The organism is Streptomyces sp. NPDC000878 (genome assembly GCF_053599695.1).
Genome location: NZ_JBSFMT010000003.1, coordinates 77,170 through 92,286, shown reverse-complemented (window position 1 = coordinate 92,286; position 15,117 = coordinate 77,170). Strand labels below are relative to the sequence as shown.

General features: G+C 69.3%; 14 protein-coding genes and 1 riboswitch. Of the genes, 4 read left to right on the top strand and 10 right to left on the bottom strand.

Annotation, left to right across the window (positions count from 1 at the left end; all coding sequences use genetic code 11):
• Nucleotides 1–31: 31 nt before the first annotated feature.
• The 6 genes from ACWDR4_RS04015 to ACWDR4_RS03990 all read right to left on the bottom strand — a co-directional run bounded on the left by ACWDR4_RS04015 (nucleotide 32) and on the right by ACWDR4_RS03990 (nucleotide 5,089).
• Complete coding sequence (locus ACWDR4_RS04015; RefSeq protein ID WP_450403575.1) at nucleotides 32–664, bottom strand: potassium-transporting ATPase subunit C; 633 nt, start codon at nucleotides 662–664, stop codon at nucleotides 32–34.
• A 24-nt stretch (nucleotides 665–688) separates the two neighbouring features.
• Nucleotides 689–2,779 (bottom strand): potassium-transporting ATPase subunit KdpB, encoded by a 2,091-nt coding sequence (gene kdpB / locus ACWDR4_RS04010; protein WP_450403573.1) that lies wholly within the window; start codon nucleotides 2,777–2,779, stop codon nucleotides 689–691.
• A gap of 47 nt (nucleotides 2,780–2,826) precedes the next feature.
• Nucleotides 2,827–4,491, bottom strand: a complete 1,665-nt coding sequence (kdpA, locus tag ACWDR4_RS04005) for a potassium-transporting ATPase subunit KdpA (RefSeq protein WP_450403571.1) — start codon at nucleotides 4,489–4,491, stop codon at nucleotides 2,827–2,829.
• Nucleotides 4,492–4,498: 7 nt separating this feature from the next.
• Nucleotides 4,499–4,588 carry a K(+)-transporting ATPase subunit F gene (gene kdpF / locus ACWDR4_RS04000; protein WP_016434100.1) on the bottom strand — a complete coding sequence of 30 codons (90 nt, stop codon included), beginning with the start codon at nucleotides 4,586–4,588 and terminating at the stop codon, nucleotides 4,499–4,501.
• A gap of 244 nt (nucleotides 4,589–4,832) precedes the next feature.
• A complete protein-coding gene (locus ACWDR4_RS03995; protein ID WP_450403569.1) occupies nucleotides 4,833–4,967 on the bottom strand; it encodes a hypothetical protein in 135 nt (44 codons plus the stop codon).
• Nucleotides 4,961–5,089, bottom strand: coding sequence for a hypothetical protein (locus ACWDR4_RS03990; protein ID WP_450403566.1), 129 nt, complete (start codon nucleotides 5,087–5,089; stop codon nucleotides 4,961–4,963). The genes ACWDR4_RS03995 and ACWDR4_RS03990 overlap by 7 nt, the downstream gene beginning before the upstream one ends.
• A gap of 354 nt (nucleotides 5,090–5,443) precedes the next feature.
• Here ACWDR4_RS03990 and ACWDR4_RS03985 point away from each other — a divergent pair, with 354 nt between their 5' ends.
• The 3 genes from ACWDR4_RS03985 to ACWDR4_RS03975 all read left to right on the top strand — a co-directional run bounded on the left by ACWDR4_RS03985 (nucleotide 5,444) and on the right by ACWDR4_RS03975 (nucleotide 10,960).
• Nucleotides 5,444–7,396 carry an APC family permease gene (locus ACWDR4_RS03985; protein WP_450403564.1) on the top strand — a complete coding sequence of 651 codons (1,953 nt, stop codon included), beginning with the start codon at nucleotides 5,444–5,446 and terminating at the stop codon, nucleotides 7,394–7,396.
• 52 nt (nucleotides 7,397–7,448) lie between these two features.
• Nucleotides 7,449–7,672, top strand: a riboswitch (cobalamin riboswitch).
• Between the two features lie 153 nt (nucleotides 7,673–7,825).
• A complete protein-coding gene (gene metE / locus ACWDR4_RS03980; protein WP_450403563.1) occupies nucleotides 7,826–10,144 on the top strand; it encodes a 5-methyltetrahydropteroyltriglutamate--homocysteine S-methyltransferase in 2,319 nt (772 codons plus the stop codon).
• Nucleotides 10,145–10,276: 132 nt separating this feature from the next.
• On the top strand, nucleotides 10,277–10,960 hold the full coding sequence (locus tag ACWDR4_RS03975; protein ID WP_450403560.1) for a hypothetical protein: 684 nt from the start codon (nucleotides 10,277–10,279) through the stop codon (nucleotides 10,958–10,960).
• Here the strand turns inward: ACWDR4_RS03975 and ACWDR4_RS03970 are convergent.
• Together ACWDR4_RS03970 and ACWDR4_RS03965 are read right to left on the bottom strand one after the other, a co-directional pair.
• Nucleotides 10,940–11,776, bottom strand: coding sequence for an HD domain-containing protein (locus tag ACWDR4_RS03970; protein WP_450403558.1), 837 nt, complete (start codon nucleotides 11,774–11,776; stop codon nucleotides 10,940–10,942). The genes ACWDR4_RS03975 and ACWDR4_RS03970 overlap by 21 nt on opposite strands.
• Nucleotides 11,773–12,120 (bottom strand): PadR family transcriptional regulator, encoded by a 348-nt coding sequence (locus ACWDR4_RS03965; RefSeq protein ID WP_450403555.1) that lies wholly within the window; start codon nucleotides 12,118–12,120, stop codon nucleotides 11,773–11,775. Before ACWDR4_RS03965 ends, ACWDR4_RS03970 begins: the two co-directional genes overlap by 4 nt.
• A 176-nt stretch (nucleotides 12,121–12,296) precedes the next feature.
• Between ACWDR4_RS03965 and ACWDR4_RS03960 the strand changes: the two genes are divergently transcribed.
• Complete coding sequence (locus tag ACWDR4_RS03960) at nucleotides 12,297–13,112, top strand: SAM-dependent methyltransferase (protein ID WP_450403553.1); 816 nt, start codon at nucleotides 12,297–12,299, stop codon at nucleotides 13,110–13,112.
• 26 nt (nucleotides 13,113–13,138) lie between these two features.
• Here the strand turns inward: ACWDR4_RS03960 and ACWDR4_RS03955 are convergent, their stop codons facing one another.
• Nucleotides 13,139–13,822 carry a response regulator gene (locus ACWDR4_RS03955; RefSeq protein WP_450403551.1) on the bottom strand — a complete coding sequence of 228 codons (684 nt, stop codon included), beginning with the start codon at nucleotides 13,820–13,822 and terminating at the stop codon, nucleotides 13,139–13,141.
• Entirely contained in the window at nucleotides 13,819–15,093 is a 1,275-nt protein-coding gene (locus ACWDR4_RS03950) for a sensor histidine kinase (RefSeq protein ID WP_450403549.1), read from the bottom strand. The genes ACWDR4_RS03955 and ACWDR4_RS03950 overlap by 4 nt, the downstream gene beginning before the upstream one ends.
• Between the last annotated feature and the right edge of the window lie 24 nt (nucleotides 15,094–15,117).

Below are 15,117 nucleotides of genomic sequence, written 5' to 3'. Positions count from 1 at the left end.
CGCCGGCTCCCGTGCGGGTCGCGTAAGGCCGTCACTTGTTCGCTGCGAGGCCCTTGAGCGCGACGTTGAGTTCCAGGACGTTCACCCGGGGCTCTCCGATGAAGCCGAGGGTGCGGCCGTCGGTGTGCTCGTCGACCAGCTTCCGGACCTGGGCGACGGTCAGGCCGTTCTTCTCGGCGACCCGGTGGACCTGGAGGTCGGCGTAGGCCGGGGAGATGTCCGGGTCGAGGCCGGAGCCGGAGGAGGTGACCGCGTCGGCGGGGACCTGAGAGGGCTTGACCTTGTAGTCGGCGGTGGAGTTGTCCTCCACGACCTTGGCCTTGGCGTCGTCGACCTGCTTGATCAGGTCCTTGCTGTCGGCGGACAGGTTGGTGGCACCGGACAGCAGCAGCTTGTACTGCGTGTTGAGCGAGTTCTCACCGAGTCCGTTGGCCGGGCGCGGCTGGAAGTAGTTCAGGCTGTACCCCTGTTGACCGATCAGGGACGAGCCGACGACCTTCCCCTCGTACGTGATCTCGGAGCCGTTCGCCTTGTTGCTGAAGAGCGCCTGGGCCACACCTGTTACGGCGAGCGGATAGATCACACCTGTGAGCAGGGTCAACACGAGCAGCGCCCGAAGACCGGCGCCCAGCAACCGGGCGGTGTTCGTGACGGAGTTGTTCATGGCGATCAACACGCTTTCGAAAAATTACAGCCCGGGGATGAGGGAGATGAGCAGATCGATGATCTTGATGCCGATGAAGGGCGCGATCAGCCCGCCGATGCCGTAGATGGTGAGGTTGCGGCGGAGCATCCTGTCGGCGCTGACCGGCTTGTACTGCACGCCCCGCAGGGACAGCGGCACCAGCGCGATGATGATCAGCGCGTTGAAGATGACGGCCGACAGGATCGCGGAGTCGGGCGAGGACAGGTTCATGATGTTGAGCTTGTCCAGGCCCGGGTAGACGGCCGCGAACAGCGCCGGGATGATCGCGAAGTACTTCGCGACGTCGTTGGCGATGGAGAACGTCGTCAACGCGCCCCGGGTGATCAGCAACTGCTTGCCGATCTCGACGATCTCGATCAGCTTCGTCGGGTTCGAGTCGAGGTCGACCATGTTGCCGGCCTCCTTCGCGGCCGACGTACCCGTGTTCATGGCCACGCCGACGTCCGCCTGCGCGAGGGCCGGCGCGTCGTTGGTGCCGTCGCCGGTCATCGCGACCAGCTTGCCGCCCGCCTGCTCCCGCTTGATGAGCGCCATCTTGTCCTCGGGAGTCGCCTCCGCGAGGAAGTCGTCGACGCCCGCCTCCTCGGCGATCGCCTTGGCGGTCAGCGGGTTGTCGCCCGTGATCATGACGGTCTTGATGCCCATACGGCGCAGTTCCTCGAACCGCTCCCGCATGCCCTCCTTGACGACGTCCTTGAGGTGGATGACGCCCAACACCCGTGCCCCGTCGGCGTCTTCGACCGCCACGAGCAGCGGTGTGCCGCCCGCCTCGGAGATGCGGTCGGTGAGCGCGCCGGCGTCCTCGGACACCTCGCCGCCCTGCTCCCGTACCCAGGCGACGACCGAACCGGCCGCGCCCTTGCGGATCTTGCGCCCGTCGACGTCCACGCCCGACATCCGGGTCTGGGCGGTGAAGGCGATCCACTCGGCACCGGCCAGCTCGCCCTGGTGGCGCTCGCGCAGCCCGTACTTCTCCTTCGCCAGGACGACGATCGACCGGCCCTCGGGCGTCTCGTCGGCCAGTGACGACAGCTGGGCCGCGTCCGCCAGTTCGGCCTCCGTCGTCCCCGCCACCGGCACGAACTCGGACGCCTGCCGGTTGCCGAGCGTGATGGTGCCGGTCTTGTCCAGCAGCAGGGTGGAGACGTCACCGGCGGCCTCGACCGCACGCCCCGACATGGCGAGGACGTTGCGCTGGACCAGCCGGTCCATGCCCGCGATGCCGATCGCGGAGAGCAGTGCGCCGATCGTGGTCGGGATCAGACAGACGAGCAGCGCCACCAGCACGACCATCGTCAGGTGCGTGCCCGCGTAGTCCGCGAACGGCGGCAGAGTCGCCACCGCCAGCAGGAAGACGATCGTCAGCGACGCGAGCAGGATGTTCAGCGCGATCTCGTTCGGCGTCTTCTGCCGGGCCGCGCCCTCGACCAGGGCGATCATGCGGTCGATGAAGGTCTCACCGGGCTTCGTCGTGATCTTGACGACGATCCGGTCGGACAGCACCTTCGTACCGCCGGTGACAGCACTGCGGTCGCCGCCGGACTCGCGGATGACGGGTGCCGACTCACCGGTGATGGCCGACTCGTCCACCGAGGCGACACCCTCGACGACGTCACCGTCCCCCGGAATGATGTCGCCGGCCTCGCAGACGACCAGGTCACCGATCCTCAGCTCGGTGCCGGGAACCTGTTCCTCGGAGTCACCGGTGAGCCGTCGGGCGACCGTGTCGGTCTTGGCCCTGCGCAGGGTGTCGGCCTGCGCCTTGCCCCGCCCCTCGGCGACCGCCTCCGCCAGGTTGGCGAAGATCACGGTCAGCCAGAGCCAGGCGCTGATGGTCCAGCCGAACCAGTCGCCGGGGTCCTTGAAGGAGAACACCGTCGTCAGCACGGAGCCGACCAGCACGACGAACATCACGGGTGACTTGACCATCACGCGCGGGTCGAGCTTGCGGCAGGCGTCCGGCAGCGACCTCAGCAGCTGCTTGGGGTCGAACAGACCGGCACCGACCCGGCCCTCCTTGTGTCCGGTCGGGACGTCCTGGTGGGGCGCCCGGGTGTGAGTGGCTGTGGACATCGCGTCCTCTGACTTCTGGGTACGGGTGGTTCGGGTCGTCCGGGTGGTCATGACGCCAGCCCCTCGGCGAGCGGCCCCAGCGCGAGGGCGGGGAAGTAGGTCAGACCGGTGATGATCAGGATGGCGCCCACGAGCAGGCCGGTGAACAACGGCTTCTCGGTGCGCAGGGTGCCCGCGGTGACCGGCACCGGCTTCTGCTCGGCGAGCGAGCCGGCCAGGGCCAGGACGAACACCATCGGCAGGAAGCGGCCCAGCAGCATCGCGAGTCCGGTCATGGTGTTGTACCAGTCGGTGTTCGCGTTCAGACCGCCGAAGGCCGAGCCGTTGTTGTTGGCGGCGGAGGTGAAGGCGTACAGCACCTCGGAGAAGCCGTGGGCACCGGAGTTCAGCATCGAGTTGGGCGGTGTCGACAGCGCCATGGACACGGCTGTGAGGACGAGGACCAGTGCCGGCGTGATGAGGATGTAGCAGGCCGCGAGCTTGATCTCGCGGGTGCCGATCTTCTTGCCCAGGTATTCGGGCGTACGGCCGACCATGAGCCCGGCGATGAACACCGCGATGATCGCCATGACGAGCATGCCGTAGAGGCCGGAGCCGGTGCCGCCGGGTGCGATCTCGCCCAGCATCATGCTGAGCATGGTGATGCCGCCGCCGAGTCCGGTGAAGGACGAGTGGAAGGAGTCCACCGCACCGGTCGAGGTGAGCGTGGTGGACACCGCGAAGATCGATGACGATCCGACGCCGAAGCGGACCTCCTTGCCCTCCAGCGCGCCGCCCGCGGCCTGGAGCGCCGGGCCGTGGTGGGCGAACTCGGTCCACATCATCAGGGCGACGAAGCCCAGCCAGATCGTGAACATCGTGGCGAGGATCGCGTACCCCTGCTTGACCGAGCCGACCATGACGCCGAAGGTGCGGGTCAGCGAGAACGGGATCACCAGCAGCAGGAAGATCTCGAACAGGTTGGTGAAGGGCGTCGGGTTCTCGAAGGGGTGGGCGGAGTTGGCGTTCAGATAGCCGCCGCCGTTGGTGCCGATCTCCTTGATGGCCTCCTGCGAGGCGATGGCACCCCCGTTCCACTGCTGCGACCCGCCCATGAACTGGCCGACCTCGTGAATGCCGGAGAAGTTCTGCACGGCACCGCACGCCACGAGCACGATCGCGGCGACGACGGACAGCGGCACCAGGATGCGTACGACACCACGCACCAGGTCGGCCCAGAAGTTGCCCAGCTCACCGGTGCGCGAGCGGGCGAACCCCCGGACGAGGGCCACCGCGACGGCGATTCCGACGGCCGCGGAGACGAAGTTCTGCACGGCCAGTCCGGCGGTCTGCACGACGTGACCCATGGTCTGCTCGCCGTAGTACGACTGCCAGTTGGTGTTGGTCACGAACGACACGGCCGTGTTGAACGACTGCGCCGGGTTGACCGAGTCGAAGCCGAGCGAGCCGGGCAGGACGCCCTGGAGCCGCTGAAGCAGGTAGAGGAAGACGACACCGACGGCCGAGAAGGCGAGGATTCCGCGCAGATACGCGGGCCAGGTCATCTCGGTGTCGGGGTTGGCACCGATGCCCTTGTAGATCCACTTCTCGACGCGCAGGTGCTTGTCGGAGGAGTAGACCCGGGCCATGTAGGTGCCGAGGGGGATGTAGGCGAGCGCCAGCGCGCCGATCAGGGCGACCAGCTGGAGGACGCCCGCGAGTACGGGACCCATCTGCGTCTCAGAACCTCTCCGGGAAGATCAGGGCGAGGACGAGATAACCCAGCAGGGCGACGGCCACGACGAGGCCGACGATGTTCTCGGCGGTCACAGCTTCGTCACCCCCTTGGCGACGAGTGCCACCAGCGCGAAACCCGCGATGGTGACGACGACGAAGGCCAGATCGGCCATCGCGAACTCCTGGAGTGAGGTTCGGTGAACAGGGACGATTAGAGGAAAGCTCTTCTACGGCCGGATCGGACCCTCCGTTGACGGCTCCCATACGGCGGTACCCACGGCTTTGACGGGTCTCTTACGGCCCTGATCCGTACCGGTGTGAGGGCCGGTGACCCGGGTCACGGCAGCCGGAAGCGGAGCCGGCAGATCACCGCGTCCGTCTCCCGCCGCACGGCGTGCGCGACGACCCCGCCCCGCTGGTTCTGCAGCAGCCGCTGCCACAGCCGTTCCGGTTCCGTCTCCGGGATCAGCACGGTGACGAGGAGAGCGCGGCGAGACCGGTGACGGCGGTCAGCCGATGGCGGTCACCGGTGTCCAGGGGGTCGGGCGGTTCCGCGGCGGGGGCCGGCCCCGGCTCGATGGTGACGACAGGCATGGACACGTGCTCCTTGGACGAAGGGCCCGCGCACGCGGGGAGGCGATGCGCGGGTCCGCCGAGGTTCTGTCCGCCGGGCGCGTCGATCGACCGTTCCTTGCGCCTTCTTCGCGCGGAATCCCCGTACCTTGACGGGGCCTTGACGCCGGTGTGACCGGCACGACTCGGGAGCGCGCGTCAGGGGGAGGGCCCCGTCGGCATGCGGGGACACACAGGCCCGGCAGCTCTTAACGGAGTCTTGACGCGCTCGGAGCACTCTCCCGTGGGCCCGGACGTCACTCTCTGCTTACGCTGGTGCGGCCGTCCGCGTGATGGCCCGAACCCCGCGCCGAACCACGCACCAGGAGCACGCCGATGGCCACCACAGAACGACCACAGCGGCGTCTACGTGCATGGATGCTGGAAGGTCTGTCCGACATGGGCAAGCCGGCCGGCCACACCGGGCCGCACGCCCAGCCGGAACCGGCCCACAAGGGCCAGCGCTGGTACCGGGTGATGTGCCTGACCGGTGTCGACTACTTCTCCACTCTCGGCTACCAGCCGGGCATCGCGGCCCTCGCGGCCGGACTGCTGTCCCCGATCGCGACGATCGTGCTGGTGATCGTCACCCTGGCCGGCGCGCTGCCGGTCTACCGTCGGGTGGCCGAGGAGAGCCCGCACGGCGAGGGCTCCATCGCCATGCTGGAACGGCTGCTCTCCTTCTGGCAGGGCAAGCTGTTCGTCCTGACCCTGCTGGGCTTCGCCGCCACCGACTTCCTGATCACCATCACCCTTTCGGCCGCCGACGCCTCCACCCACCTGGTCGAGAACCCGCATCTGACCAGTGCGCTGCACGACAAGCAGGTGCTGATCACCCTGATCCTGGTCGCCCTGTTGGGCGCGGTCTTCCTCAAGGGCTTCCTGGAGGCGATCGGTGTCGCGGTGGCCCTGGTCGCCGTCTATCTCGGGCTGAACGTCGTGGTGGTCGCCGTCGGCCTGTGGCACGTCGCCACCGAGGGCCATGTGATCACCGACTGGTCCACCGCCCTGACCGCCGAACACGGCAACGTCTTCGTCATGGTCGGCGTGGCGCTGATCGTCTTCCCGAAGCTCGCGCTCGGCCTCTCCGGCTTCGAGACCGGTGTCGCGGTGATGCCGCACGTCAGGGGCGACGACAGCGACACCGAGGAGAGCCCCAAGGGCCGTATCCGGGACACCAAGAAGCTGCTGACCACCGCCGCGGTCATCATGAGCGTCTTCCTGATCGCCACCAGCTTCATCACCACCCTGCTGATCCCGGAGAAGGAGTTCGAGTCGGGCGGCCAGGCCAACGGCCGTGCGCTCGCCTTCCTCGCGCACGAGTACCTGGGCAGCGCCTTCGGCACGGTCTACGACGTGTCGACGATCGCGATCCTGTGGTTCGCGGGCGCCTCCGCGATGGCCGGCCTGCTCAACCTGATGCCGCGCTATCTCCCCCGCTACGGCATGGCCCCGCACTGGGCCCGCGCCGTGCGCCCCATGGTGATCGTCTTCACGCTCATCGGTTTCCTGGTGACCTGGATCTTCGACGCGGACGTGGACGCGCAGGGCGGCGCGTACGCCACCGGCGTGCTGGTGCTCATCAGCTCGGCGGCGATCGCCGTGACCATCGCCGCCCGCAAGGCCGGCCAGCGCAACTGGACGATCGGCTTCGCCGTCATCTCGGCGGTGTTCCTCTACGTCACCGTCGTCAACGTCATCGAACGCCCGGACGGTGTGAAGATCGGCGCCTGCTTCATCGCGGGCATCATCCTGGTCTCGCTGCTCTCCCGGCTGGCCCGCGCCTTCGAGCTGCGCGTGACGAGCGTGTCGCTGGACGACATGGCGGAACGATTCATCCGGGACATGGCCAGCCGCAAGATCCGCTTCATCGCGAACGAGCCCGACCAGCGCGACAACGCCGAGTACCGCGACAAGATCGAGCAGATCCGGCAGGACAACGACATGCCCGATCAGGAGGACTTCGTCTTCGTCGAGGTCACGGTCACCGACCCCTCCGAGTTCGAGGCGGGTCTGACCGTACGCGGCGAGGTGCTCCACCACCGCTACCGCGTCCTGACCCTGGAGTCCGCCTCCATCCCCAACGCCCTGGCCGCGCTGCTCCTGCATGTCCGCGACTCGACCGGCTGCACCCCGCACATGTACTTCGAGTGGACCGAGGGCAACCCCTTCGCCAACTTCCTCCGCTTCTTCCTCTTCGGCCAGGGCGAGGTCGCCCCCGTCACCCGAGAGGTCCTGCGCGAGGCGGAACCCGACCGGGCCCGCCGCCCTCGCGTGCACACCGGCTGAGGATCGGGGGTGGCGGCGCGCCCCGGCTTCCCCCGCTCGGGGACTGCCCCGTAGGCTGGCCCGTGCAGCTGGTTCGCCCCGTCCGCCAGGCGGGATGCGTCGTAAGAGGGAACCCGGTGGGAATCCGGGACTGCCCCGCAGCGGTGAGCGAGAACGACCGCCGTCATACGCACTGGATCCGGTGAACAGGGTCTGGGAAGCGACGGCCAGTAGGTGTCCTCCGAAACGGAGGGCGTGCTCGCGAGTCCGAAGACCTGCCCGTTGCCCGCGTACGAAGCACTCGTGCGTGGACATCCCGGTGACCTCGTGGGCGGGTCGGCGTACATATCCGGTGGGACGGCCGTCGTGCGTCCGCCCGGTGTGTCGTTCCCTTCGCGCTCCTCGTCCCGTCCCGGGATCCCAGGGAGATATCTCGCGAAGGAGATTTCCGTGACAGCGAAGTCCGCAGCCGCGGCAGCACGGTCCACCGTGTACGGCTACCCCCGTCAGGGCCCGAACCGGGAACTGAAGAAGGCCATCGAGGGCTACTGGAAGGGCCGCACCGGCGCCGACGCCCTCCGCACCACCGCCACCGACCTGCGCGCCGCCAACGGGCGCCGGCTCGCCGACGCCGGCATCGACGAGGTCCCGACCGGTGACTTCTCGTACTACGACCACGTCCTGGACACCTCCGTCATGGTCGGCGCGATCCCGGAACGCCACCGCGCCGCCGTCGACGCCGACGCGCTGGACGGCTACTTCGCGATGGCGCGGGGTACGCAGGACGTGGCGCCGCTGGAGATGACCAAGTGGTTCGACACCAACTACCACTATCTGGTCCCCGAGTTGGGCCCGGGCACGGTCTTCACGGCCGACTCGGCCAAGCAGGTCGCCGAACTGGGCGAAGCCCTGGCACTGGGCCTCGCCGCCCGCCCCGTCCTCGTGGGCCCCGTCACCTATCTGCTGCTGGCCAAGCCCGCGCCCGGTGTCGCCGCCGACTTCGACCCGCTGACGCTCCTGGACCGACTGCTGCCCGTGTACGCCGAGGTCCTCGCCGACCTGCGGGCGGCTGGCGCCGAGTGGGCGCAGCTCGACGAGCCCGCCCTCGTCCAGGACCGCACCCCGGCCGAACTGAACGCCGCCGCCCGCGCCTACCGCGACCTCGGCGCCCTCACCGACCGGCCGAAACTGCTGGTCGCCTCGTACTTCGACCGGCTCGGCGACGCTCTGCCGGTCCTCGCGAAGGCGCCTGTGGAAGGACTGGCACTCGACTTCACCGACTCCGCCGCCGCCAACCTGGACGCGCTCGCGGCCGTGGGCGGCCTGCCCGGCAAGCGCCTGGTCGCCGGGGTCGTCAACGGCCGCAACATCTGGGTCAACGACCTGGAGAAGTCGCTGTCCACCCTCGGCACCCTCCTCGGTCTGGCCGACCGGGTCGACGTGTCGGCCTCCTGCTCCCTGCTCCATGTCCCCCTCGACACCGCCGCCGAACGCGACATCGAGCCGCAGATCCTGCGCTGGTTGGCCTTCGCCCGCCAGAAGACGACCGAGATCGTCACCCTCGCCAGGGGGCTCGCCCAGGGCACCGTCGCCATCACCGCCCAACTGGCCGCCAACCGCGCCGACCTGGCCGCACGCGCCGCATCGCCCATCACCCGCGACCCCGCGGTACGAGCCCGCACGGCCGCCGTCACGGACGCCGACGCCCGCCGCTCCCAGCCCTACGGCGAACGCGCCACCGCCCAACGCGCGCACCTGCGCCTGCCGTTGCTGCCGACCACCACCATCGGCTCGTTCCCGCAGACCGCCGAACTGCGCACCGCCCGCGCCGACTTGAGGACGGGCCGCATCGACAAGGCGGCGTACGAGGATCGAATCAGGACGGAGATCGGCGAGGTGATCACCTTCCAGGAGAAGACGGGCCTCGACGTCCTCGTCCACGGCGAGCCCGAACGCAACGACATGGTCCAGTACTTCGCCGAGCAGCTGACGGGGTACCTCGCCACGCAGCACGGCTGGGTGCAGTCCTACGGCACCCGTTACGTCCGCCCGCCGATCCTGGCCGGCGACATCTCCCGTCCCGAGCCGATGACGGTGCGCTGGACGACGTACGCCCAGTCCCTCACCTCGCGCCCGGTCAAGGGCATGCTGACCGGACCGGTGACCATGCTGGCCTGGTCCTTCGTCCGGGACGACCAGCCGCTCGGCGACACCGCCCGCCAGGTCGCCCTCGCCCTGCGCGACGAGGTCAACGACCTTGAGGCGGCCGGGACTTCGGTCATCCAGGTGGACGAGCCCGCCCTGCGCGAGACACTGCCGCTCCGGGCCTCCGACCATCCCACCTACCTCGCCTGGGCCACCGAGGCGTTCCGGCTCAGCACCGGCGGCGTCCGTCCGGACACCCAGATCCACACGCACATGTGCTACGCCGAGTTCGGCGACATCGTCCAGGCGATCGACGACCTCGACGCCGACGTCATCAGCCTGGAAGCCGCCCGCTCCCACATGCAGGTGGCCCGCGAACTCGCCGCCCACGGCTATCCGCGCGAGGCCGGTCCCGGCGTCTACGACATCCACTCCCCGCGCGTCCCGAGCACCGAGGAGGCCGCCGAACTGCTCCGTACCGGCCTCGAGGCGATTCCCGCCGAGCGCCTCTGGGTCAACCCCGACTGTGGCCTGAAGACCCGCGGCTGGCCCGAGACCCGCGCCTCCCTGGAACACCTGGTCGCCGCCGCCCGCACGGTCCGTGAGGAGATCTCCCCGTCCTGACGCCAGGCCCCTCCGTCCGGGGGAGGAAGCACCTGCGGTCCTCCCCCGGACGGCGGACGGCTCCGTGGGCCCTGGCTCGGGTGACGGATCCGACCGGGTGAGTGTCAGTGGCCCGTTGTGACGTCCCGTGCCATGAACAGTGCCACCTCACCTGCGGGTTACCGTCTCATCGGCGTCGACGAGGCCGAGGCTCGCTTCGACGCCGCCTCCGACCTCCAGTACCCGTACCAGGAGTTCGCCGACGAACAGGAGATCCGCCTGTACGAGGGCGGTCTGCACGTCGCGGGGAACCTGGAGCGCGAGGGCGACGGCGACTGGTCGCCGTGCAACGTGATCGTGGACGGCGATCTGACCGTCGACGGAGACCTTGAGTGGTGGGACTCCGCCGGGGGCAACTTCCTGCTGGTCACGGGGAATGCGCGGGTCCGCAACGTGCTGCTGTCGGGATGCCCCGACGTGGTGGTCCGCGGCGACCTCACCGCCACCGGAGGCGTGCAGGGGCACCACGGCGACGACGGCGGATGTCTGACGGTCAAGGGCCTGGTCCGTGCGCAGACCGTGATCAGCACCCTGTACTTCTGCCTGGACTTCGCCCGGCAGCCGGAAGCCCTCGTCGTCGGTGACCCGTACCGGACCACTTGCCGGGTCGACTTCACCACCGCCGAACTGGACGACATAGTGCTGCCGGAGCTGCTCGACAGCTACGACCAGGCGGACGAACAGAAGATCAGCGAAGCTCTGCGCGCGGAACACCCCGTCCTGCGTCCCGACGTACACCGGACCCACGTCGTGCCGTCATCGCCGTTCCCGACGTGATGGGCGGCGCAGCGTCATCGAGAGTCGGGGCGCGCCGAGCAGGACGCGGAGCGTGAAGCGGGTCCGGGCCCGGCCGGTGGTGTGCTCGGCCAGGTCGGCGCTCCATTCCTCCTGCCAGCGTGCGCGTTGCACCGAGGGCAGCAGCAGCGTGCACACGGTCAGCAGGCGGCCCGTCACGGCGTAGGAAGAGGGCACTGGTCGCAGGACCGCTGAGGCGAGGTCCCGCAGTTCACGGCCTACCGACTCCAGTCCGGCCGCGGAGGCCACCGGCACGAAGACATCGAGGGTTTCATGGGCCTTGAGCAGCTGCTTGGCCCTGGCCAGGAACGTGATGGTGCGCAGGTTGTGCAGCCGGTCGGCGAGCCGGACGACCAGCACGGCCATCTCCCGTGACGGACGGACGACATCGGACACGGGCATGATGGCCCTGCCGCCCTGCCAGTACTGGGAGACCTCTGCGGTTCCGACCGCTGCGATCACGTCGGCGACTTCTCGGCCGAATCGGTCGACGATCCGTCGCGGAGGACAGGCCGTGTCCTCCAGCACATCGTGCAGCAGCGCCGCGCACACCACGTGCGGGGGCAGACGGAGATCGGCGACGATGGCGGCGACCGCGAGGCAGTGGGTGACGTAGGCGTCCCCACTGCGGCGCCGCTGCCCTTCGTGCCAGAAGGCGGCCTCGGCACAGGCGCGTTCCACCGGGGCGGTGTCGGACCCGGGGTGGTGTGCGCGGACAGCGGCGAGAATGCCGTCGAGGGACGGTGCCGTGCCCGCCCGCACGACCCGGCGCGGTCCCAAGCGCCGCCGGGCCTTCATGACATACCTCCCTCTGTCGCCGGCCGGCCGAGCGCCCAGCCGGGCAGGGGTTGCTTCCGGGACCGGTAGACACGGGCCAGGGCGTCGCGGGCCCGCTCGGCCCCGTCCTGGGTGATCCGGTAGAAACGGCGACGCGGACGTCCGGCCGTCTCATGAACGGCCGGATCCTCCCAGACGCTGTCGACCCAGCCGACCTGTTCCAGCCGGGCGAGGATGGGATAGATCGTGCCCGACTCCAGTCCCGCCAGCGCGCACAGCTCCAGGCCGTACCGCTGCTTGGCGGGATCCTCCAGCAAAGCCCGCAGAACCAGTTGGGTCTGCAGGGTCATACGCGGCGTACCCATACTCATACTCTACATAGCCTGTATACGGGCTGACTAGAGGTCGTGGCCAGCCCGTCGAACCGAACATGAACTGCCGTACGCACGGGGGCCGTTGGGACATAGGTTGTGCCTCGAAGCATCCCTGGCCCTGCCCCTCCCCCCTGCCCCCTGCTCTGGCGAAGGACGGAACGCTGCCCATGGACGAGAAGGCCGCCACGACCCGACCCGCGGAACACCGGACGATCGACACGTCGGTACCGCACTCGGCGCGCATCTGGAACTACTGGCTGGGAGGGAAGGACAACTACCCCGTCGACAGGGCGGCCGGTGACGCCTACACGGACGTCTTCCCCGGCATCGTCACCATCGCCCGCAGCAGCCGTGCCTTTCTCGCCCGCAACATCACCCACCTGGTCGCCGAGGCGGGCATACGGCAGTTCCTGGACGTCGGGACCGGGCTGCCCAGCGCCGACAACACCCACCAGGTCGCCCAGCGCATCGCCCCCGAGACCCGGATCGTCCACGTCGACAACGACCCCATGGTCCTCGCGCATGCCCGCACCCTGCTCCGCTCCACGCCGGAGGGGGCGACCGCGTACATCGAAGCCGACGTGCTGGACACCGACCGTATCCTCAAGGCCGCCGCGCAGACGCTCGACCTGTCCCGGCCGACCGCGCTGATCCTCAGCAACATCCTCGGGCACGTGGCCACTTACGAGCAGGCCCGTTCGATCGTCACCGACCTGATGAGTGCGCTGCCGTCCGGCAGTTACCTCTCCGTCAACGACGGTTCGGCGGGCATCGACCCCGTCTTCGAGGCGGCGCAGAACGCCTACAACGAGAGCGGTGCCGTCCCCTACAACCTGCGTACCGTCGAGGAGATCACGTCGTACTTCGACGGTCTGGAGCTGCTCGATCCCGGTGTCGTCTCCGTCCCGCTCTGGCGGCCGGACACCACCGGGCCCGCGACCCAGGTCGTCGGCGAACACGGCGGGCTCGCCCGTAAGCCGTGACCCCGTGGTGAGGAGAACGGACGATCTCAACTGCCGGGCTGTGGACGCGGTTTCACCAGGCCGCTCTGGTAGGCGATGACGACGAGCTGGGCGCGGTCGCGGGCGTCCAGTTTGGTCATGGCCCGCTGGATGTGGCTGCGCACGGTCAGCGGGCTCAGGACGAGTTGCCCGGCGATCTCGGCGTTGGACTTGCCGTGCGCGGCCAGGGCCATGACCTCGCGTTCGCGTTCGGTCAGGGTCTTGACGGCGTCGGGGAGGGCGAGGAAGTGATCGGTGTCCGGGGTGGTCAGGAAGCGGGTGACGAGGGCCCGGGTGGCGGTGGGTGAGAGGAGGGCGTCGCCGGCCGCGACCGTGCGGATGCCGGACAACAGGGTGTCGGGGCTGACGCCCTTGCCGAGGAAGCCGCTCGCGCCGGCGCGCAGGGCCTTGGCGACGTTCGCGTCGTTCTCGAAGGTGGTGAGGATCAGGATGTGGGTGTCCGAGAGCTCCGGCCGGGCGCAGATGGCCGCCGTGGCGGCGACTCCGTCGAGGTTCGGCATACGGATGTCCATGACGACCACGTCGGGCCGGTGCGCCGCGGTGAGGTCGACGGCTTCCTGGCCGTCGGCGGCCTCCGCGACGACGGTCATGTCCTCGGCCGAGTCGACGAGGATGCGGAAGGTGGCCCGGAGCAGGGCCTGGTCGTCGGCGAGCAGGACGCGGATGGTCATGGGGCGAGGCCTTCGTGGTGGCTGTCGTCGTTGCTGTTTTCGTTGTTGCTGTTTTCGTTGTTGCTGTTTTCGTTGTTGCCGGCTGTGTCGCTGTCTTCGTTGCTGTTGAGCGGGAGGGTGCAGGTGACCTCGAAGCCGCCCTGCGGACGGCGGCCGGCGTGGAAGGTGCCGCCCACCGCCGTCGTGCGCTCGCGCATGCTGAGCAGTCCGAAGCCGCCGCCGGAGTGGCGGGCGGGCGCTGGGCGGTCCTGCGGGGTGTCGTTGGTGACCGTCAGGGTGAGCCGGCGGCGGGTGTAGGACAGCCGGACCCGTGCGGTACGGGTGGTGGCGTGCTTGGTGACGTTGGTGAGTGCCTCCTGGAGGATCCGGTAGGCCGTGAGGTCGAGCACGGGGGTGAGCGGATGCGGCTCTCCTCCGGTGGTGACGGTCACCTCCAGGCCGGCCGCCGAGCAGGCGTCGATCAGATCGGGCAGGTGCCCGAGTCCCGGTGCGGGGGCCAGTTCGTCCGCGGGGTCGGTGTCCTGGTGCAGGAGTCCCACGGTGGCCTTGAGTTCGCGCAGCGCAGCGCCCGTGGACTCCGGCAGTCTGGCGACGATCTCGAAGGCCTTGTCGGGGTCGGTCCGTGCGAGGTGGGCCGCGGTGCCGGCCTGGGCGTCGGCGAGGGTCAGATGGTGGGCGACGACGTCGTGCAGCTCCCGTGCGATGCGCATACGTTCCTGGATCACCCGGTGACGTGCCTCCTCCTCCCGTTCGCGGGCGGCGTGCTCGGTGCGGGCCACGGCGTACTCGCGGCGCACCCGGACGTAGCTGCCGAAGACCGCGGACAGCAGCGCCCACGCCGCCGGGTTGACGAGGGTGAGGATCAGGGAGTTGTGGAAGGAGGGGACGAACAGCCCGGCGACGATCATGCCGACGGCGGCCGTCAGCGCGCTGTTCCACGTGGTCCGGCGGGAGGTGCGCACGCTCGTGAAGTACAGCGAGACCAGGAGCGGGCCCATCAGCCCGGGCGTCAGGAGGTAGCCGAGGAGACCCTGGCCCATGCTGCACAGCAGGGTGACGGCGAGGACCTGGAGCGGGCGGTCGCGGCGCCAGTGCAGCGCCGCGCAGGCGATGGCGGACAGAGCCACGCCGGGCCACAGGGGCGGTGTCTCGGACATGATCACGCGAGTGACAGCGACGCCGAAGGCGGTGCCGGCGAACAGCAGGACCAGAGTCGCGGCTTCGACGGCCTGCGGGCGGGTCGCCGCCCTGCGCTGCCAGTTTGTGCTCATCACGCTCCGAGACGGTTCCACAGG

Excerpts from the sequence above, each read along its gene's own strand:
- ACWDR4_RS03985 (WP_450403564.1), top strand. The coding sequence starts at position 5,444 with ATGGCCACCACAGAACGACCACAGCGGCGTCTACGTGCATGGATGCTG.
- ACWDR4_RS03950 (WP_450403549.1), bottom strand. The coding sequence starts at position 15,093 with ATGAGCACAAACTGGCAGCGCAGGGCGGCGACCCGCCCGCAGGCCGTC.
- ACWDR4_RS03970 (WP_450403558.1), bottom strand. The coding sequence starts at position 11,776 with ATGAAGGCCCGGCGGCGCTTGGGACCGCGCCGGGTCGTGCGGGCGGGC.
- kdpA (WP_450403571.1), bottom strand. The coding sequence starts at position 4,491 with ATGGGTCCCGTACTCGCGGGCGTCCTCCAGCTGGTCGCCCTGATCGGC.
- ACWDR4_RS04015 (WP_450403575.1), bottom strand. The coding sequence starts at position 664 with ATGAACAACTCCGTCACGAACACCGCCCGGTTGCTGGGCGCCGGTCTT.
- ACWDR4_RS03965 (WP_450403555.1), bottom strand. The coding sequence starts at position 12,120 with ATGGGTACGCCGCGTATGACCCTGCAGACCCAACTGGTTCTGCGGGCT.
- ACWDR4_RS03990 (WP_450403566.1), bottom strand. The coding sequence starts at position 5,089 with ATGCCTGTCGTCACCATCGAGCCGGGGCCGGCCCCCGCCGCGGAACCG.
- ACWDR4_RS03960 (WP_450403553.1), top strand. The coding sequence starts at position 12,297 with ATGGACGAGAAGGCCGCCACGACCCGACCCGCGGAACACCGGACGATC.
- ACWDR4_RS03955 (WP_450403551.1), bottom strand. The coding sequence starts at position 13,822 with ATGACCATCCGCGTCCTGCTCGCCGACGACCAGGCCCTGCTCCGGGCC.
- ACWDR4_RS03975 (WP_450403560.1), top strand. The coding sequence starts at position 10,277 with ATGAACAGTGCCACCTCACCTGCGGGTTACCGTCTCATCGGCGTCGAC.
- kdpB (WP_450403573.1), bottom strand. The coding sequence starts at position 2,779 with ATGTCCACAGCCACTCACACCCGGGCGCCCCACCAGGACGTCCCGACC.